Below are 18,460 nucleotides of genomic sequence, written 5' to 3' on the forward strand. Positions count from 1 at the left end.
CAACGGCGCCTATGGCCGCCATGGCGCGCTGGCGCTGTGGCGGCGCTGCATTCAGCCCGCGTTCGATTCGCTGGAACTAGGCCAGATGGCGATCGACGGGCAGACGCTCACGGTGTGCCCGGTGGGCGGGCAGGCGATCGTTTCTGCCGGAAGCACGCCGCTGCGCGTGGCGCTGGGCACATCGGCCTTGCGCATGACCGGGCGCATGGGCGAAACCCCGCTGCGCCTGGAAACCGGGGCCGTGGGCCTGGCCTGGCCCGGCACGCTCACCGCGCGCGGCGTCAACGTGGCGCTGGGACCAGAGGCCACCGCCACCCGCCTGACCCTGGCCGACCTTACCGCGCGGCTGGGCAAGGATTTCACCGGCAGCTTTGCCGGGGTGGAAGCGCGCATGGCCGCCGTGCCGCTCGATATCACGGGCGCCACCGGCACCTGGCGCTTTGCCGATGGCAGGCTCGCGCTGGCCAATACCACATTCGACCTGACCGATCGCGCCAGCCCGGCCCGCTTTGCCAAGCTGGCCGCGCGCGATGCCACGCTGACGCTGGCCGATGGGCGAATCGCCGCGCAAGCCGTGCTGCGCGATGCACGCAGCGGCCGCCCGGTCACCACCGTCAATGTCGAGCATGATCTGGCGCACGCCACCGGCCATGCCGATCTGGTGGTGGACAAGCTGGTGTTCGACAAGGACCTCCAGCCCGCGCAACTGACGCCCCTGGCGCTGGGCCTGATCGCCAATGCCAACGGCGCGATCACCGGCAAGGGGCGGATCGACTGGCAGGGCGACAAAGTCACCTCGTCTGGCCGATTCGGCAGCCAGGGCCTGGATTTTGCCGCTGCGTTCGGCCCGGTGAAGGGCCTTTCCGGCACGCTGGACTTTACCGACCTGCTGGCGATGGAAACCGCCCCGCACCAAATCCTCAAGGTTGCCTCGATCAATCCCGGCGTGGAAGTGACCGACGGCAAGGTCGATCTGCAGCTCAAGGCGGGCCAGGTGGTGCAGCTCAACGGCGCGCAGTGGCCGTTCATGGGCGGGCGCCTGTCGCTCGAGCCGACCACGCTGCGCTTTGCCCTGGCCGAGGAACGCCGCTTTGCCCTGGTGATCGAGGGGCTGGATGCGGCGCAGTTCGTCTCGCATATGGAAATGGCCAATATTTCGGCCACCGGCACGTTCGATGGGCGCCTGCCGGTGGTGTTCGATGCCACGGGCGGGCATATCGTCGGCGGGGCGCTGGCCTCGCGCGGGGGCGGCAATGTCTCGTATGTCGGCGCGCTGACCTACAAAGACCTCTCGTTCATGGCCAACTATGCATTCCAGGCGCTGCGGTCCCTGGATTACAAGCACATGACCATCGCCCTGCGCGGCGATATCGCCGGCGATTTCGTTACCCAGGTGCAGTTCGGCGGGGTGAGCCAGGGGGCAGGGGCCAGCCGCAACTTCTTCACGCGCCAGATCGAAGGTCTGCCGATCCAGTTCAATCTCAACGTCCGGGCGCCGTTCTACAGCCTGCTGGGCACCTACAAGTCGATGTATGACCCCTCGGTTGTGGCCGATCCCCGCACCGTGGGCCTGCTCGATGCCAAGGGGCGCGTCGTGCCACGCACGCCAGCATCGGCCGCCTCGCCGGCCGGCCAGCCCGCCATTCAGCCTTCAGCAAGTGGAAACATGCCATGAGCCGCAAATCGCATTGCCCTCTCTTGACCGTGCATCATGGCACTGCAACGATTGCCGGGTGCAACGGCCAAAAGGGGGGTGCTGACGTGAGGCGCAAGGTTCTGGCCGCAGGCGCGCTGGCAGGGTTTGCCGCAACGCTGTGCGGATGCATTTCCGTCAAGGCGCCGGATAAGCCGATCGTCATCGAGCTGAATATCAATATCAAGCAGGAAGTCGTCTATCGCCTGGCCGGGGATGCCAGCCAGACGATCGACAAGAACAAGGACATCTTCTGAGATGGCACGCACCACTGCTTTTTCCGCTCTCATTGCCGCCGCCGTGGCTTTGCCGCTGGCGATCGCCCCCGTGGCCGCGCTGGCGCAGCGCGATCCGGCCTATGCCGCCGCGCGTTCCGCCGGCCAGGTGGGCGAGAAGATGGATGGCTATCTCGGCTACGTCACCCCGCCGAGCCCCGCGCTCAAGGCGGTGGTCGAGGATATCAACCTCAAGCGCCGCGCGGTCTATTCCGAAAAGGCCCAGGCCCAGAAGGCGACGGTGGAGGAATATGCCTTTACCTCGGGCTGTCTGCTGATTGCCCAGACCCAGCCGGGCGAGAAGTATCAGGCGCCCAATGGCACCTGGCAGACCCGCACCAGCGCGCCGCCGCAGCGGGATTCGCGCTGTCTGTGAAAATATCGTCTTTCCAGTGCCTTGCGATTGGTATGTCGCAAGATTGACGCAAACGTATGCGTGCAACTGTGGCAAGTTCGGCGCACGGCGGTTGACTCGGGAAAACCCCCCGCCTAAGGGGCAGGCGCCCTCGGCGGGATGCCGTTGCGCATGATATGCCCTGTTGGGTGAACGGACATACCCTGTCCGATCCTTTGGCGGAGCATGGCATGAGTGACGAACAGACCGACGCAGAGCCCATCGGTGAGGATGCACGCCTTTCCAACCTGAACGCGCGGCTTGATGCTGCACGCCAGAAGGAACAGGTGCGCAGGCCAACGCCAGACCAGGCAAAGTCCGACGCGAACTATCGCATGGGCAACCGGGTCTTGGCCGACCTGATCGGCGGGCTTGCGGGCGGCGCGTTCATTGGCTGGGTCATCGACCAGTTTGCCGGAACGCGACCATGGGGGCTTCTGGTGATGCTGTTTGTGGGGATGGGCGTGGCCTTCCGCAATATCATCAGGATCTCGAACGGGCGTTCCTGATCGGGTCTTTGCATCCGATGGGTTTCCGGCCATTACACTGGCCGGAGCAGGGGGCGCCTTGGTGTTTTTGCGCGTAACGGGGACAAGCACTGTGGCCGAAGGAAAGGTCGATCCGGTACACCAATTTACGATCGAGCCGCTGTTTGGCACCGATCATTGGGCGATTGCCGGTCATAACATTGCTTTCACCAACTCGGCGCTGTGGATGGTCATCACCACCCTGGTGCTGATCGTGTTCGTGGGTGGTGGCGCCAAGAAGGCCCAGGTTCCGGGCCGCTGGCAGATGGCTGTCGAAGGGCTGACCGGCTTTGTCGATACGCTGCTGCAGTCCAACATCGGTGACGCGGGCCGCAAGTACCTACCCTACGTGTTCTCGCTGTTCACGTTCATCCTGTTTGCCAACCTGCTCGGCCTGCTGCCGCTGGCGCTGGTCGGCATCCATCCCTTTACCGCCACCAGCCACTTTACCGTGACCGGTGTGCTGGCGATCATGAGCTTTGCGATCGTGCTGATCGTGGGCTTTGCCAAGCACGGCTTCCACTTCTTCTCGCTGTTCGTGCCCCATGGCACGCCGGCGGTGATGGTGCCGGTGATCTTCCCGATCGAGCTGATCTCGTTCCTGGTGCGTCCGTTCTCGCTCGGCCTGCGACTGTTCGTCGCGATGATGGCCGGTCACGTGCTCCTCGAAGTGCTCTCGGGCTTCGTCATCTCGGGCACCAATGCGGGCGTGGGAACCTTCTTCCTGGCCGGCGTGCCCAGCTTCCTGCTGATGATCGGCATCTGCGCCCTGGAATTGCTGGTTGCCGGCATCCAGGCCTACGTTTTTGCCCTGCTTACCTGCGTCTATCTCAACGACGCGGAAAACCTTCACTGACCGTCACCACCACCTGATACCGCTTCACACCGGTTTACGACAAAGAGGGAGTTTTTATCATGGACGCACAGAGCGCAAAGCTTCTCGGCGCTGGTCTCGCTGCCATTGGCGCCGGTCTGGCCTCGCTGGGCGTGGGCAACGTCTTCGCCAAGTTCCTCGAAGGCGCGCTGCGCAATCCGGGCGCCGCTGATGGCCAGCAGGGCCGTCTGTTCATCGGCTTCGCCGCCGCCGAACTTCTGGGCCTGCTCTCGTTCGTCGTTGCGATGATCCTGATCTTCGTTGCCTGAGGCAGCGAAGCGGACCATTGATTGACATCCGGCCGGCGTAAAACCCGGCCGGCCAGAACGACAGACAGGAAGCGCGGACCAACGCGATGCCCCAGATAGCCCAACTCGCCGCTACCTATGCCAGCCAGATCTTCTGGCTGCTGGTGTGCTTTGGCCTGGTCTTCTTCGTCATCGGCCGGGGCATGCTCCCGGGCGTGGTGTCGACGATCGACCAGCGCAACAAGCAGATCGCCGACGATCTTGGCGCGGCGGAAGCCGCCCGGGCCGCCGCCGACGCCGAAGAACAGGCCTGGCGCATTGCCGAAGGCAAACAGCGCGCCCAGGCGCATGACCTGATCGCCGCCGCCAAGGCCGAGGCTGCCCGCAACACGCAGGCTGCTCTCGATGCCGCATCGGCGCGGATCGAGGAAACCACTGCCGCAGCAGAGGCGCGCATTGCCGCCGCCCGTGCCGCCGCGCAGGGGGAAGTGCAAGACGTGGCCGCGCAGGCCGCGCAGGATATCGTCAGCCGCCTGGCGGGCCTTTCGGTTTCGGCCGAAGACGCGCGCGGTGCGGTGCAGGGAGTGCTCGCTCATGGCTAACGCGACCGCCACGACCGCCACGGTCGAACAGCACGCCGGCGGCCATGAAGCAGCCGAACCCACCATCCACGGCATCGGTGCCGGCGCGATTGTTGCCGCTGCCATGTTCGTCTTCCTGCTGATCCTGGCGTGGAAGAAGGTGCCGGGCACGATCACCAAGGGCCTCGACAACCAGATCGCCGCGATCCGCCGCGAACTGGCCGATGCCAAGGCGCTGCGTGCCGAAGCCGAAGCGCTGCGTGCCGAATACGCCGCGCGCATCGCCAACGCGGAAAAGGACGCGGCCGCCATGCTCGAGCATGCGCGCACCGAATCCGCCGCGATCGTGGCCAAGGCCGAAGCCGATACCCGCGAGGTCATTGCCCGCCGCGAGAAGATGGCTTCGGACAAGATCGCCGCTGCCGAACGCGCCGCGGTTGACGATCTGCGCGCCACGGCCGCTGCTGCTGCTGCTTCGGCCGCTGGCCAGATCATCGCTGCCCGCCACGGCGCCGATGCTGACCGCGCGCTGGTCGACAACGCGATTGCCGGACTGACCCACTAAGCAGTCCTGCGCCAGGCGCATCAAACAAGGCCCCGCCGGGAAACCGGACGGGGCCTTTTTGCGTCAGCCTTGAAAGCGCCTTGGCGCGGATAGGCACCACGGCAAAAGGCCCGGAACGCCACATGGGCATTCCGGGCCTGTCTACTGCTGCTGCTGGCTGTGCCTAGCGCGGCAAGCGCAGCGTGAAAGCGGCGTCCTGTGCGTTGCGCCCCACCACCAGCGGCACGGCATCGCTGCCCGGCACGCTGCGCAGGATATAGGGGCTGGGTTCGATCGTGGCGGTGGCGCTTTCGCCGGGCGCCAGGTGCAGCTTGGCAAAGCCGACCAGGGCATAGGGGCTTTGCGCCAGATAGGCCTGGATCACCTCGCTGCCGGCGTGGGTGCCGGTGTTGGTCACCTCCACCACGATCCGGCCATCGGCGATGCGGGCCTCGCCCAGGGCAAAGCTGGTATAGCCCATGCCGGCACCAAGCGGAAACAGCGCGGCATTGCCCTGCGCCTTGAGGCCGCGATAGCCAACCAGCAACCCGTCATCATAGCGCAGGTCACCCCCGTCATCAGGCGTCAGGCCATAGGCGGGATAATCAGCCTCTTGCGCCGCCAGGGTCATCGGCAGGCGGCCACCGGGTTCGCGCGTGCCGATCAGCACGTCGGCCAGGGCCTTGCCGAAGTTCTGCCCCGGATACCAGGCCACCAGCAACGCGGCGGCATCCGTGGCAAAGCTGGCGTCAAACGCGTGGCCGACGTTGACCACGATCGCCGTGCGCGGATTGGCCGCGCGCACGGCCTGCGCCAAGTGCAACTGCGCCGGATCGAGCCGGGTGTCGCTGCGGTCCTTGCTTTCCACGCTGGCATCGGCGGTTTCGCCCAGCATCAGCACCACGGCATCGGCCTGGGCTGCCGCGGCAATGGCGCGGGCGAGCATGGCATCGGGCGTATCGGGCGCCCGCACGCCATACCACAGGCCTTGTACGCGGGCCGGGGCATAACGCAGTTCCACTTCGACCAGCACGCGCTGCCCGGCGCTGAGCGTCACGACGCCTTCAGCGGCATCGCCGGCCTTGAGCACGCCCATGATGTCGGACGCTGCCGGCTGGACATCGCGGCGGACGATTTCGACGCCATCGACCTTGAGCACCACCGGGCCGGTTGCGCCGGCATAGAAGCGATGCGCGCCATCGCCAGACGCGACATACCAGCCGCTGGCACGCACGGCGCCGGTCTCGTTGAAGCGGCCCTGATCGTGCACGCCATGGAACCAGACCAGCGAATTGGTCGCCCGCGTCTCACGCGAGAGTGGTTCTGCGGTGAGATCGTGTCCGGCGAAGTATTCCACGGTCAGGCCGGTCGTGCAGCCATCGCCCAGGTCCAGCGCCGGGGTCACCGGCATGGCGGGAAGGCGCGGCTGGGGATCGACGCCCGGTTCGTGTACGATCGCCATGTGCTGACCCAGCGTGGCGGTGATCGCTTCGAGCGGCGTGAGCGCATCCGGGGTCACGGCGATGCGGGCAAAGGTGCCGCCCTGATAGCACGGCGCCGTGGCATTGGGGCCGATCACCGCCAGCGTGCGGATCGTCGGCGCGAGCGGCAGCAGGCCATCGTTGCGCAGCAGCACGAAGCCTGCCGCCGCGCCGGCGGTGAGCAGTTCCTCGCTATCGAGCGTGGCGGGTGTCTTGGCGCCGCCAAAACGCTGGTTGAAGCGGATCACCCGTTCGGCGGCGTCCTGCACACGGTCTGCACTGACCAGGCCTTGGGCCACGGCATCTTCCGCCTTGGCACCCAGGAAGCGGGCGGGGCCGGGCATTTCCAGGTCCAGCCCGGCGTTGAGCGTGGCCGCGGTGGAATGCGTGGCGAAGAAATCGCTCATCAGCACGCCGCCATAGGCCCATTCATCGCGCACGATGGCCAGCGGGCCCGAAGCCTCGGCACACCAATCGCCGTTGACGTGGTTGTAGGCGGTCATGATGCCGCCGCAGCCGGCGGTGCAGGCCATTTCGAATGGCAGCAGATAGACCTGGCGCAGCGTGGCATCGTCCACCACGCAGTTCATCGTGTCGCGCTGGGTCTCGCTGTCGTTGCAGACAAAGTGCTTGGCCACGGCAGCGGTGCCGGTGGACTGGATGCCCCGCACCCAGGCCGCGCCGCACAGCCCGGTAAGCAGCGGATCTTCCGAATAGTATTCGAACGCCCGCCCGGCGAGCGGGCTGCGCGCCATGTTGACGTTGGGTGCAAGCAGCGCATCGACACCCATGGTGATGGCATCGTTGCCCACCAGCGCGCCCATCTGCGCCACGAGATCGAGATCCCAGCTGGCGCCCTGCGCCACCGGGGCGGGGGTGAGCACGGAAACGTCGCGTTCGTCCACCCGGCCGCTGGCCACGCCCATCGGGCCATCGGCCAGCATCAGGCTGCGGGCGTTGCGTTCGGGAACGGCGCCGGTGGTCCACATCGTGGCGCCGGCCGTGAGGCGGGCGGCGTCGGCAAGGGAAAGCGTCATGCGGCACCTTTGGCAAATTGCATGATCTGACGGGCCTGCATGGCAACAGCTGCGGCGATTTCGGGATCAGCCAGGCTGCCATCGGCGGCGAATGGTTTTTGCGCCACGGTGTTGACGGCAATGCCCAATGGGGTGGGCCAGCCGCGCATGGCATGGGTAATGCCGCGCAGCGCGGCCAGGGTCACGCCAGTGGCCTGCCAGCCGGCGGCGCTCACCACCAGCCCGACCGGGCGGCCATCGAAATAGGGGCGTGCGTCGCGCGCCAAGTCTTCGAGCAGGTCGATCGCGTTCTTGACCAGGCCCGATACCCCGCCGTGATAGCCGGGTGAACCGATCACCACCGCGTCGGCATCACGCACGGCATCGACCAGGGCGCGCTCGCCCGTGGTGCGTTCGGTGCTTTCCGGGTTGAAATGGGGCAGGGCCTTCAAGGCGCTGCCACCGAACATCTGCGTCTGGGCGCCCATGCTTGCGCACGCGTCCAGCACCGCCGCCACCAGGCGTTCGGTGCTGGAGCCATCGCGCAGGGTTCCGCCGATCCCCACGATCTTCATGGCGTTCACGCTCCCTTGAGGGCCGGGATGACCTTGCTGCCCATCAGGTCAAGCGTCTGCTTGCCCAGGCGCAGGCGCTCGGCGGTCAGCGGCCCGGTGGTGGTGCCGCACAGCACGTTGCCGATGCCCAGTTCGGCATAGGGGCGCAGATGCTCGATCACCGTTTCGGGCGAGCCATAGAGACACCATGTGCCGATCCAGTCGTCGGTCAGCGCGTTGGGGGTGCGGTCGGTCTTGGTATTGGCTTCATCGTTTTCGGCGCGGGCGTTGAATTCGGCCTCGCGCTCGATCGCGTCCTGGTAGGAACGCAGGATCACCATGAGTTCCTCGCGCGCCTGCTCGTCGGTCTCGGCCACGTGCACCGCCTGATAGGTGTGCGTCGTCCACGACAGCGCATCCTTGACCACGTCATCGCTGTGACCGGCTTCCAGCAGCAGGCCCTTGTAGATGTCGAAGTACTTTTTCACATGCGTGAACGGTTCGGTGCCGCCGATCTTGGGCGGGGTGAACGCGGGGATGAAGGCCGGCCAGCCATGGCGGGCGGCGCGTCGGGCACTGCTTTCCTTCATCGCCACCGGCATCAGCCGGGCATGCTGTTCGCCATAGGGCGAGGGCGTGATGCGTTGCAGCACGCGGCCCTGGTAGGGCCCGTTGTCGATCCGCACCGCAGGATCATCCATGCGCTTGGCCCACAGCTCCTCGGCCACGGCAAGATTGGCTTCGGCGAGCGGGCCGGCGTCCTTGTAGTTGACGTTGAAGCCGATCATTTCCTCGGGCGTGGTGCCCGAACCGACGCCGACCAGCAGCTTGCCCTTGGTGAGATGATCGAGCACGTTGACGCGCTCGGTAAAGCGCACGGGATGGTGCAGCGGCACCGAGACCACCGAAAAGCCAAAGTGCATCTGCGGCAGGCGCGCGGCGAGATAGCCGGCCAGGATGAAGCTGTCGCTCGCCACCGGCATATAGCCGTTGAAGTGGTGGTCGGGCATGAAGATCGCCTCGAACCCGTTGGCGGCGGCCTGTTCGGCGTGGTCGATCAGGTCGGTGATCAACCGGCCATCCTCGGCCGGGCTCATCGAACGGGCATTCAGGAACACGGAAAAACGCATGATCTCTCCCCAAGAAGTCGGCGCAGCCGGCGTGGACTTTCGGAACACGCCCGTGCCCCCCGATCGCGCTGCGGCTGATGCTATTTAGAATTAGAACTATTATTATTGTTTGTCTAGCCGCATTTCCGGGCGGCGCGGGGTGCGCCGGCGCCGCGTTTGCCTGCCTGGCGATTAAAACATCGGATGAGGGTTGGCGGCCTTTTCGGGGATGGGCTGGATCACGTCCCAGTGCTCGACGATCTTTCCATCTTTCAGGCGATAGAAATCGGCAACGGCCGCGCCGCGCGCTGCCGGGTCGGGCTTAACGAAGATGTGGATCGCCGCCAGATCGCCATCGACCACGATGTGGCGGATCGAAAAGCTGTGCCCGGGGTCGGAAAACATCGGTGTGAGCGCCGCGATGGCCGCCTCGCGCCCATCGCCAAGCCCGGGATTGTGCTGGATATAATCCGGCGCGACATAGGCTTCGAACGCGGTGCGTACTTGCCGCAGGGTATAGAAGCGGCGGGCAAAGTCAGTGATGATCGCCCGGTTGCGGGCGGTTTCGCGCGCAGCAGCGGTGGTCGTGGCGATGTGGTGCGGCGCTGTGGGCTTGGCGTTAACGGCATGCGATGCTGCCATCGCACCGGTGAACAGGGCCAGGGCCAGCGCAGATTTGATGGCAGCATGCATGGCGTCGTTATCCTTTCAGGCCGTTTGCACCGTCTTTTCGTCGGTGTTGAAGGCGGGGAAGGGCAGGTAGGACACGCGCAGCTTTTGACGCAGCGCGAGGGTGTGTTCGCCCGCCGGCAAGCCGCCGGGATGGTTGACGATGATCGTGGCCGGCGTGCCGAATGCCCAGCGCCGGTCATAGGCGGTTTCCATGGCATCCAGCGTGATCGGGCCCTGGCCCTCATCGAACTGCACCGCTTCACGCGGCAGTTCCACGCCATCGAGCGTGATCGCCAGTTCTTCGATCATCGACAGGGTCAGGCCGCGGTAATAGCCCAGCTTGGCCTCGAACGCGAAGCCGGTCGGCGCCTCCGCCGGGCCGATGTTGCGCACCGTGGCGGCATCGATCAGGTACTTGTCGAACATCACACGGTCTCCTTGGCGCCGAATGCGGCTTCTGCCTGGTCGATCAGGCGCTCGAACATCACATGCTGGCGGCGCACCTGCTCGCGGCTGTCCACCGGGTGCACGTCCTGGATCCAGCGATTGCCTTCGTATTCGCTCGACAGGGTTCCTTCCCAGCCGCACTTGACGAGTTCGGGGATGACCTCGTCATAGGCGATCGACGGGTCGGTGCAGTCCTCGTCCATTTCATAGAACTTGGCCTGGATGTGCCGGAAATAGGGGGCGTAATTGCCGATCCGCTTGGGGTTGGCATAGGGCGCGTGGCGCAGGGTCTCGGCCATGGCCACCTCGGCCTTGTTGCCGCCCATCTTCACGGCCACTTCGTAGATCGTGTATTCGGCCATGATCTTGGCCTCGTGGCTGTCCACGATGAACTGCGTCACCTCGGGCCGCGCGCCTTGGCGTTCAAAGCGCGCGCGGAAGGCCGGCGGATAATGCTTCATGAAGATGCCCATATCGGGCAGGATGCCCAGGTGACGGGTGCCCAGGCGGTCTGCTTCGTCGATCGTGCGCAGGATCCAGGCATGTTCGAGATGCCACGGCGCGTGCACTTCCACGCCCAGGTGCACGTCATACTGCTCGGCATAGGGCACGCAGGCCGCCAGGATATCGGGCCGCACGAACACCAGCACGCGCATGTTGCGAATGCCCAGCCGGTTGGCCAGCTTGATGTCGCGCACGATGCTTTCCACCTGCTCGGCATCGCTCATCGGGCGATCCTTGCGCAGCTTGGTATCGAGGAACATGTCATAGCAGGTGAAATGCGCGCCATGGCGGGCCAGCATGTCCTGCCAGCGCGCCACGTCGGCATCGCTCAGGTTGGGGAATTCGGGCATGTTCTGCTCGGGCAGGATTTCGATGCCCTTGGCGCCGATCGAACTGCCAAACGCGATGCAGTCCTCCACGCTCATGGTGCCCAGGAAGAGCTCTTCCTGAAACGAGTAGAGGCTGACGCCCCGTTGGATCTTGGACATGGCTTTCATGGCTCCGTCAGGAGGGGCGGCAGCGACGGGCTGCACGCTGGGAAAGGAAACGGGATGGAACTGGCGCGGCCGGCGCGAGGCCCGCGCGCTGGCGGCTGCGGGACACTGCCGGCGCCGTTGTGGCCGGCCCGGTGGCGTGGCGCGGAACGAAGGCGGTGGTGATCATGGCTCTCCCCAGCGGCGGGCAGGCGCCACGCCATAATTAGAACTTTAGTTCTTATTGATCTTCGTATCGCTTTCCCCGGCCGCTCTGTCAAGATGTGGTTTTTTATGGATCAAACTGTTGGAAAATAACGGTAAAATGCCGCGCGGTTGATCTGCGTCAAACCATCTTGACCGGAAATTCCATCCGCCATAATAAGAACCAGCATTTTGATTTTATAAATGGCGAGTCACGATCTCGCTATGCTCAAAAGGGGAGGACGTCGGATGAACCGCCTGATCGCGGCACTGTTGATCGGTGCCAGCATGCCCACGATTGCCACGGTTGCGCACGCGCAGGATGGCGCCGCGCCGCAAGATGCTGCCAGCAGCACGGGCGGCAATAATGATGGCCTTGCTGAAATCGTCGTCACGGCCAACCGCACCGAGAGCTCGGCGCAGAAGACTGCTGTGGCCTTGACCGTCTATACCGGTGCGGATCTGGCCCAGAAGGGCATCAGCAACGTGCAGTCGCTCGCCACGGTCGATCCCAGCGTCAATCTCAGCACCAGCTCGGGTTCGGCCTATGTCGCCGTGCGCGGCATCGCGTCGACCGACGTGACCGAAATCGGCGATCCTTCCGTGCCGATCGCGCGCGACGGGTTCTATACCAACCGCTCGTTCTCCATCGGCACCTCGATGTACGACATCGCCCGCATCGAAGTGCTCAAGGGCCCGCAGGGCACGCTCAACGGCCGTAACTCCACCGGTGGCCTGATCTCGCTGATCACCAACCGGCCCAGCGACACCGCGGGCGCCTATGGCTCGTTCGAGGTTGGCAACTATCGCGCGCTCAACGTGGAAGCCGGCGGCAACGTGCCGCTGACCGACACGCTGGCCGTGCGCTTCTCGGGCATCCATCGCCAGCACGACGGCTATCGCCACCTCACCGGCATCAACCTGGACGGGGATGATGAAAATACCTCGTCCGGCCGCGTACAGCTGCAGTGGAAGCCGACCGACAACGTCAAGCTCTGGGCGTCGTACCAGCATGACGACATCCGCAACGTGGGCGACGTGGCGATGGTTGCGGCGCTGGGCACACGCCCCGATTTCGGCGACGCGCGCAGCTTTCCCAACCAGGCGCTCACGTCTAACCGGGTAAAGGGCGATCGTATCCGCTGGGAAGGCACCGTGGCCAACTTTGCCGGTGACCTGACGCTGACCTATGCTGGCGGATGGGACAAGCAGACCTGGGCGCACAAGCTCGATGCCACGGGCCCGGCCTATCCGGCGATCCGCAATTTCATCCAGCACGAGGCACCCACCACCTGGAACCATGAAGTGCGCCTGTCCAACGGGTCGAACAACCCGCTGTTCTTCCAGGTTGGCCTGTTCCACTTCCAGGAAACCAACACGATCAATTCCGGGATCTATAACCTGGCGATGACCGGCCCTTATGCGCCCGGCGGCCCGCTGTCGTTCCTGGATTTTTCCAACACCTACGGCATCCACTTCGATTACAACGTCAAGACCAAGTCTGACGCGGTGTTCGGCCAGATCGCCTACAAGCTGGGCGATCAGTGGAAGCTCACCGTCGGCGGGCGCTATACCCGCGATGAAAAGGTGCGCACCGGCGGCGCCACGCTCAATTATCCGGCGCTGGCTTTCCCGGAATGGGGCTTTGTCTTCCCCTTCACCAAGGGTTTCACCGATGGTGCGGGCCGCATGACCAAGTCGCAGCCGACCTGGCACGTGGGCCTGGACTATACCCCCGCCAGCAATTCGCTCGTCTATGCCAAGTATGATCGCGGCTACAAGTCGGGCGGGTTCAACTCCAACGGTTCGGCAGCCTCGATCCCCTATGGCCCCGAAACCCTCGACGCGTTCGAAGTGGGCACCAAGAACCGCTTCATGGGCAACCGCCTGCAGCTCAACGCCTCGGCGTTCTACTTCAACTATCGCGGTTACCAGGCTTCGCAGACGGCAGACTCGCTCAATGGCGCGGCCGGCACGTTCAACGTCGGTACGGCCAAGATCTATGGCGCCGAAGCGCAGGCCGTGGCCCTGTTCGGCCAAGGCGGGCGGATCGACCTCAACGCTGCGTGGCTGCACACCCGGTTTGGCGACAACATCACCGTCAACGATGGTGGTGGCACGCCGCAGAGCATCGGTGGCCACCAGCTGCCCAACGCGCCCAAGCTGTCTGTCTCGGGCGGCATCGAATATGCCATCCCGGCTTTCGGTGGCACGCTGACCCCGCGCGCCGATGCCAAGTACAGCTCCTCGTTCTACTACTCGGTGTTCAACACCTACGACACGCAGTCGCGTCCTTATGTGACCGGCAACCTGTCGCTGCAGTATGCTCCCGAGGGGGCGCGCTGGACGCTCCAGGCGTTCGTGCGCAACGTGGGTGACAAGGTCGTGCTCGCCTACGCGGCGCAGAACTTCAACTCGCGCCTCAATACCTATCAGTTCCAGCCGCCGCGCACCTATGGCGTGCGCTTCGGCTTCAAGATCTGATCGCCACACAACGGAAAAAGGCCAGCCCGGCGCATGCCGGGCTGGCCTTCCAGGTGCCGGGCCGGGACAGCGGCCCGGCACCATTTGTTTAAGCAGGCGCGCTGGAGATCAGCGCAGGTCGAGCACCACGACCGACTTGGCGGGCAGCGTGACGCTGAGCACGCCGTTCTGGATCGTTGCCGCGCTGAACGGCATCGGGTGCACGGTATCGGGCGCAGCAAAGGTATTGTGCGCATCGATCGCAGCGCCGGTCAGCACCTGGCCGCTCGCGCTGGCGGCGGCGATGCCATCCAGCTTGATCGTCACCGTATTGGCCTGGGATGGATCGCGGTTGGACAGGGCCACGTGCACCACGCCAGCCTTGTCGCGCACGGCAGAGCCGCTCACCGCCGGCATCGTGAACTGGTCCTTGGCATACCATGGCGTGACGATGTCGATCGGCAGCACGGTGGCATCCTGCCACGGGCGGTACATCATGAAGACATGATAGGTGGGCGTCAGCACCATCTTCTTGCCGTCGGTCAGGATCATGGCCTGCAGCACGTTGACCATCTGCGCGATCGCCGAAAGCCGCACGCGATCGGCATAGTGGGCAAAGATGTCCAGCGTGGTCGAGGCGATCAGCGCATCGCGCAGGCTGTTCTGCTGACGCAGGAAGCCGGGGTGCGTGCCGGCATCCTGGGCATACCAGGCGCCCCATTCGTCCACTGCCAGGAACACGCGCTTTTGCGGATCATACTTGTCCATGATCGCCGTGTGCCGGGCGAGCAGATCGTCGATCCGGCGCGCCCCTGCGAGGGCATCGGCCCAGTCGTGCTCGTCAAAACCAACCGGCTGCGCCTTGGGCGGCCAGGTGCCACGGCCAGGCACGGTATAATAATGCAGTGACAGACCATCGACCTGGTCGCGGGCCCCGCGCATCATGGTTTCGGTCCAGTTGGTGTCATCCGCATTGGCGCCAGAGGCCACGCGCAGGATCTGCGTGCCGGCCACAGGCTTGATGAACGCGGAATAGCGGCGCGTTTCGTCCACCGCGTATTCGGCGCGCATGTTGCCGCCACAACCCCACAACTCGTTGCCGATACCGAAATAGGGCAGGGCCCAAGGCTGCTTGTGGCCATTGCGGGCGCGCTCGTCGGCCAAGCTGCCGGCTGGCGCGGTGACATATTCGATCCATTCGGCCATTTCGCGCGGGGTGCCGTTGCCCACGTTGCCCGAGATATAGGCCTCCGCCCCGATCTGGCGGAGCAGTTCGAAGTATTCGTGCGTGCCCACGCTGTTGGGCTCGGTCACGCCGCCCCAGTTGGTATTGACCTTGACCGGGCGCTTGGCCTGCGGGCCGATCCCTTCGCGCCAGTGATATTCATCGGCAAAGCAGCCGCCCGGCCAGCGCACCATCGGCACCTTGAGATCACGCAGCGCGCCGACCACGTCGTTGCGAAAGCCGTTGGTGTTGGGGATGGACTTGTCGTTGCCTACCCACAGCCCGCCATAGATGCCGTTGCCGAGATGCTCGGCAAACTGGGTGAAGATATGCCGGTCATAGGTCGGGCCGGGCTTGTCAGCGTGCAGCGTGGCGGTGGTGGGCGTGCCCCCGGTATCGGCCAGCGCCGGCGTGGCCAGGGCAGTGGCGGCGAGCAGCGCGGCGGCGGCGGAACGAAGCATCTTGATCATGCGAGGGCGCGTCCTTGTTTGCGAAGGGGGCGGGATCAATCGAAAAAGGCGTCTGTCACCAGCCGTTTGCCGCGCAAGAATGCATCGGCCACCAGGGTAAGGGGGCGGGTGTCGACATCGCTTTGCCCCTGCGCGACGAGATCGGCAAAGCGGGCATAGAGGCCAGGATATTCGTGGTCGTCGTGGCGCAGGGTTTCGCCCGGCAGGGTCAGGACCGCACCGCCGTTGGCAAGGCGCAGCGTGCCATCGGCGGTCTCCACCACGATGTCCCAGCTCTGCGGGCCGGTCTGGCGCCAATCGAGATCCATGTGGATGGCCGTGCCGCGAGAATCGCGGAAATGCAGGTCTGCCGCAATCGGGGCAGCGCGGTTTTCCGGTACTTCCAGCGTGGCTTCGGCCAGGAAGAACGGATCAGGCAGGATGTGGGTGATGATCGAGAGCGCATTGATCCCCGGATCGAACACGCCCAGGCCGCCTGGCTCCCAGATCCACGCCTGGCCCGGATGCCACACGCGCACATCCTCGCGCCAGATCACCTTGACGCCGGTGATCTGCCGGTCGGCGAGCCAGGCGCGCGCCGACGCCACCCCTGCGGCATAGCGCGAATGCCACGAGGCAAACAGCGTGGTGCCGGCCTTGGCGGCATGGGCCACAAGCGCATCGACTTCGGCCAGGGTGGCGCCCGGCGGCTTTTCCAGGAACACGTGCAGGCCCTTGTCCAGCGCCAGCGCCGCCAGATCATAGCGCGCCTGCGGCGGAGTGCAGAGCGCCACGGCATCGATCGCCACATCGCTATCGACCAAAGCCTGAAGCGTGTGGAAATGCGGCACGCCGTCGACGCCGCTGTCGCTGCGGCTGACCGTTGCGGCCAGGGTAAAGGCCGGGTTGCCGGCAATCGCGGGCAGGTGCTGGTCATGGGCGATCTTGCCCATGCCGACCACGGCAATGCGGATCGGGCCCATGGTTTAGAGCGCCTTGACTGCGAACGGCACGGGGCCGGCCGCTGCGCGCGCCAGCGGATTGTGCAACGGCAGGGCAAAGGGCGCAGCCGCGATTTCAAAGGCGTCCCCTTCCTGCGTCTTGATCCCGTCGCTGAATGAAAGCGTGGCCGTGCCGAAGAAGTGCACGTGAATGTCGCCAGGCCGGCGGAACAGCCCGTATTTGAAGTGATGGTGTTCCAGGTTGGCCAGGCTGTGCGACATGTTGTCTTCGCCCGAAAGGAACGGCTTTTCCCACAGCGTGGCGCCATCGCGCAGCACGCGGCTGGTGCCGCGAACGTCGGCGGGCGGGTTGCCCAGCAGCAGTTCGGCGCCCAGCGCGGCCTGGCGCAGCTTGGAATGGGCCAGCCACAGATAGTTGTGGCGCTCGGTCACATGGTCGGAAAACTCGTTGGCCAGTGCCAGCCCCAGGCGCCAGGGCGTGCCATCGGCACCGATCAGATAGATCCCGGCCAGTTCCGGTTCCTCGCCGCCATCCTTGGCAAATGCCGGCATCGTCAGCGGCTGGCCCGGGCCGACCAGCTGCGTGCCATCGCCCTTGTAGAACCATTCCGGTTGTTGCCCTTCGCTGCCAGCGGCGGGCTTGCCACCCTCCAGCCCTTCCAGGAACATGCGCATGGAATCGGTCTGCTTTTCGGCCTGCGCGGCATCGCGGTGCATCTTGTCGCGCCCTTCGGCTGAACCAAGATGGGTAAGCCCGGTGCCAGTCAACCAGACGCGCGCGGTGTCATCATGGTCGATCGCGGGCAGCAGCGTGCCGGCGGCGAGCTCGGCGGCGATGTCCACCGCCTGGCTGCCGGCTCGGGCGGCAGCGGCATCGGCCAGGCTGTGCCCGGCGGCGATCGCCGCCTGGGCCAGCTCGCGCACCGTCGCGGGGCTGTCGAGGAACACGGCGCTGTCATCGGTGGCCAGGATCACGCGACGCGTGCCATCGGCGCTGCGATGCTGAAGAAGGCGGGTTGCCATGGAAGAGGATCTTTCGCGAGAGAAGGGGATCAGAGCGTGAGCGTGCCGTCGATCAGGCGCGGCGCGCCATCGCCGCGTACGGCATCGGTCAGTTCGGCTGGCAACACCGCCTGGCTCAGGTTCTGGTAGCTGACCGGGCGCAGGAAGCGATCGATCGCCAGGCTGCCGACCGAGGTGGTGCGCGGATCGGACGTGGCCGGGAACGGCCCACCGTGCACCATGGCATGGCACACTTCGACGCCGGTGGGCCAGCCATTGGCCAGGATGCGGCCAACCTTGCGTTCCAGGATTGGCAGCAGCTCGCTTGCCAATGCCTCGTCAGCAGCGTCCATGTGCAGGGTGGCGGTCAGCTGGCCTTCCAAGCCCTTGAGCACCGTGGCCAGTTCCGCCGCATCGGCGCAGGTCACCACGATCGAACTGGCGCCGAACACTTCGTGGCCGAGCGCCTTGTCGGCCAGGAAGGCCTGGGCCGTGGTGACGAACAGCGCGGCCTGGCCACAGGGGCCTTCGCCCATTGGGCCGGTCGCCACGGCTTCCACGCCGGGGGCCGTGACCAGCGCCTTGACCCCGGCTTCATAGGCAGCGTGGATGCCGCTGGTCAGCATGGTCTGCGGCTGGGCCTGGCCCACGCCCTCGCGCGCGGCGGCCAGGAAGGCGTCGAGGCCCTCGCCGGCGATCGCCAGGACCAGGCCGGGGTTGGTGCAGAACTGCCCGGCGCCCATGGTGAGCGAGGCGACGAACG

Annotated in this window: 18 protein-coding genes and 1 pseudogene; 9 read left to right on the forward strand and 10 right to left on the reverse strand. The window is 65.5% G+C overall.

Going from position 1 to position 18,460, the window contains the following annotated elements; translation table 11 throughout:
• The 8 genes from H926_RS29225 to H926_RS0120035 all read left to right on the forward strand — a co-directional run.
• On the forward strand, positions 1-1,675 hold a 1,675-nt coding region (locus H926_RS29225), incomplete at its 5' end, for a YdbH domain-containing protein (protein WP_192816567.1).
• Between the two features lie 86 nt (positions 1,676-1,761).
• A complete protein-coding gene (locus H926_RS29230; protein ID WP_231627680.1) occupies positions 1,762-1,950 on the forward strand; it encodes a YnbE family lipoprotein in 189 nt (62 codons plus the stop codon).
• 1 nt (position 1,951) lies between these two features.
• A complete protein-coding gene (locus tag H926_RS0120010) occupies positions 1,952-2,344 on the forward strand; it encodes a YdbL family protein (protein WP_022677861.1) in 393 nt (130 codons plus the stop codon).
• 209 nt (positions 2,345-2,553) lie between these two features.
• Positions 2,554-2,871, forward strand: a complete 318-nt coding sequence (locus H926_RS0120015; RefSeq protein ID WP_022677862.1) for an AtpZ/AtpI family protein — start codon at positions 2,554-2,556, stop codon at positions 2,869-2,871.
• A 91-nt stretch (positions 2,872-2,962) separates the two neighbouring features.
• A complete protein-coding gene (locus H926_RS0120020; RefSeq protein ID WP_022677863.1) occupies positions 2,963-3,745 on the forward strand; it encodes a F0F1 ATP synthase subunit A in 783 nt (260 codons plus the stop codon).
• Between the two features lie 59 nt (positions 3,746-3,804).
• On the forward strand, positions 3,805-4,032 hold the full coding sequence (locus H926_RS0120025; protein WP_022677864.1) for a F0F1 ATP synthase subunit C: 228 nt from the start codon (positions 3,805-3,807) through the stop codon (positions 4,030-4,032).
• Positions 4,033-4,118: 86 nt separating this feature from the next.
• Positions 4,119-4,613 carry a H+-transporting two-sector ATPase subunit B/B' gene (locus H926_RS0120030; protein ID WP_022677865.1) on the forward strand — a complete coding sequence of 165 codons (495 nt, stop codon included), beginning with the start codon at positions 4,119-4,121 and terminating at the stop codon, positions 4,611-4,613.
• Positions 4,606-5,157 carry an ATP synthase subunit B gene (locus H926_RS0120035; RefSeq protein WP_022677866.1) on the forward strand — a complete coding sequence of 184 codons (552 nt, stop codon included), beginning with the start codon at positions 4,606-4,608 and terminating at the stop codon, positions 5,155-5,157. Before H926_RS0120030 ends, H926_RS0120035 begins: the two co-directional genes overlap by 8 nt.
• A 163-nt stretch (positions 5,158-5,320) precedes the next feature.
• Here the strand turns inward: H926_RS0120035 and H926_RS0120040 are convergent, their stop codons facing one another.
• From H926_RS0120040 to H926_RS0120065, 6 genes are all read right to left on the reverse strand, one after another.
• Positions 5,321-7,654, reverse strand: coding sequence for a glycoside hydrolase family 3 C-terminal domain-containing protein (locus tag H926_RS0120040; protein ID WP_022677867.1), 2,334 nt, complete (start codon positions 7,652-7,654; stop codon positions 5,321-5,323).
• Positions 7,651-8,208, reverse strand: coding sequence for an NADPH-dependent FMN reductase (locus H926_RS0120045; RefSeq protein WP_022677868.1), 558 nt, complete (start codon positions 8,206-8,208; stop codon positions 7,651-7,653). The genes H926_RS0120040 and H926_RS0120045 overlap by 4 nt, the downstream gene beginning before the upstream one ends.
• A gap of 5 nt (positions 8,209-8,213) precedes the next feature.
• Positions 8,214-9,317, reverse strand: a complete 1,104-nt coding sequence (locus H926_RS0120050) for an LLM class flavin-dependent oxidoreductase (RefSeq protein ID WP_022677869.1) — start codon at positions 9,315-9,317, stop codon at positions 8,214-8,216.
• Between the two features lie 171 nt (positions 9,318-9,488).
• Positions 9,489-9,989 (reverse strand): nuclear transport factor 2 family protein, encoded by a 501-nt coding sequence (locus tag H926_RS0120055; protein ID WP_022677870.1) that lies wholly within the window; start codon positions 9,987-9,989, stop codon positions 9,489-9,491.
• 15 nt (positions 9,990-10,004) lie between these two features.
• Positions 10,005-10,394: a DUF6379 domain-containing protein gene (locus H926_RS0120060; RefSeq protein ID WP_022677871.1), complete on the reverse strand. Its 390-nt coding sequence runs from the start codon at positions 10,392-10,394 to the stop codon at positions 10,005-10,007.
• On the reverse strand, positions 10,394-11,407 hold the full coding sequence (locus H926_RS0120065; protein ID WP_043610597.1) for a sugar phosphate isomerase/epimerase: 1,014 nt from the start codon (positions 11,405-11,407) through the stop codon (positions 10,394-10,396). Before H926_RS0120065 ends, H926_RS0120060 begins: the two co-directional genes overlap by 1 nt.
• Before the next feature lie 438 nt (positions 11,408-11,845).
• On the opposite strand from H926_RS0120065, the gene H926_RS0120070 reads away from it, so the two are divergent.
• Positions 11,846-14,080, forward strand: coding sequence for a TonB-dependent receptor (locus tag H926_RS0120070; RefSeq protein WP_022677873.1), 2,235 nt, complete (start codon positions 11,846-11,848; stop codon positions 14,078-14,080).
• 108 nt (positions 14,081-14,188) lie between these two features.
• Here the strand turns inward: H926_RS0120070 and H926_RS0120075 are convergent, their stop codons facing one another.
• The 4 genes and pseudogenes from H926_RS0120075 to H926_RS0120090 all read right to left on the reverse strand — a co-directional run.
• Positions 14,189-15,754 (reverse strand): alpha-N-arabinofuranosidase, encoded by a 1,566-nt coding sequence (locus tag H926_RS0120075; RefSeq protein WP_022677874.1) that lies wholly within the window; start codon positions 15,752-15,754, stop codon positions 14,189-14,191.
• Between the two features lie 35 nt (positions 15,755-15,789).
• Complete coding sequence (locus tag H926_RS0120080; protein WP_022677875.1) at positions 15,790-16,716, reverse strand: Gfo/Idh/MocA family protein; 927 nt, start codon at positions 16,714-16,716, stop codon at positions 15,790-15,792.
• Positions 16,717-16,719: 3 nt separating this feature from the next.
• Complete coding sequence (gene araD1 / locus H926_RS0120085) at positions 16,720-17,718, reverse strand: AraD1 family protein (protein ID WP_022677876.1); 999 nt, start codon at positions 17,716-17,718, stop codon at positions 16,720-16,722.
• A 29-nt stretch (positions 17,719-17,747) separates the two neighbouring features.
• Positions 17,748-18,460: pseudogene (locus tag H926_RS0120090) on the reverse strand (aldehyde dehydrogenase (NADP(+))); the annotation flags it as partial.

The organism is Novosphingobium sp. B-7 (assembly GCF_000410615.1).
In the GTDB taxonomy this organism is placed as follows: Bacteria; Pseudomonadota; Alphaproteobacteria; order Sphingomonadales; family Sphingomonadaceae; genus Novosphingobium; species Novosphingobium capsulatum.

Coding starts and splice junctions, on each gene's coding strand:
- H926_RS0120025 (WP_022677864.1), top strand. CDS start 3,805: ATGGACGCACAGAGCGCAAAGCTTCTCGGCGCTGGTCTCGCTGCCATT.
- H926_RS0120045 (WP_022677868.1), bottom strand. CDS start 8,208: ATGAAGATCGTGGGGATCGGCGGAACCCTGCGCGATGGCTCCAGCACC.
- H926_RS0120040 (WP_022677867.1), bottom strand. CDS start 7,654: ATGACGCTTTCCCTTGCCGACGCCGCCCGCCTCACGGCCGGCGCCACG.
- H926_RS0120080 (WP_022677875.1), bottom strand. CDS start 16,716: ATGGGCCCGATCCGCATTGCCGTGGTCGGCATGGGCAAGATCGCCCAT.
- H926_RS0120010 (WP_022677861.1), top strand. CDS start 1,952: ATGGCACGCACCACTGCTTTTTCCGCTCTCATTGCCGCCGCCGTGGCT.
- araD1 (WP_022677876.1), bottom strand. CDS start 17,718: ATGGCAACCCGCCTTCTTCAGCATCGCAGCGCCGATGGCACGCGTCGC.
- H926_RS0120050 (WP_022677869.1), bottom strand. CDS start 9,317: ATGCGTTTTTCCGTGTTCCTGAATGCCCGTTCGATGAGCCCGGCCGAG.
- H926_RS0120030 (WP_022677865.1), top strand. CDS start 4,119: ATGCCCCAGATAGCCCAACTCGCCGCTACCTATGCCAGCCAGATCTTC.
- H926_RS0120055 (WP_022677870.1), bottom strand. CDS start 9,989: ATGCATGCTGCCATCAAATCTGCGCTGGCCCTGGCCCTGTTCACCGGT.
- H926_RS0120015 (WP_022677862.1), top strand. CDS start 2,554: ATGAGTGACGAACAGACCGACGCAGAGCCCATCGGTGAGGATGCACGC.
- H926_RS0120035 (WP_022677866.1), top strand. CDS start 4,606: ATGGCTAACGCGACCGCCACGACCGCCACGGTCGAACAGCACGCCGGC.
- H926_RS0120075 (WP_022677874.1), bottom strand. CDS start 15,754: ATGATCAAGATGCTTCGTTCCGCCGCCGCCGCGCTGCTCGCCGCCACT.
- H926_RS0120065 (WP_043610597.1), bottom strand. CDS start 11,407: ATGTCCAAGATCCAACGGGGCGTCAGCCTCTACTCGTTTCAGGAAGAG.
- H926_RS0120070 (WP_022677873.1), top strand. CDS start 11,846: ATGAACCGCCTGATCGCGGCACTGTTGATCGGTGCCAGCATGCCCACG.
- H926_RS0120060 (WP_022677871.1), bottom strand. CDS start 10,394: ATGTTCGACAAGTACCTGATCGATGCCGCCACGGTGCGCAACATCGGC.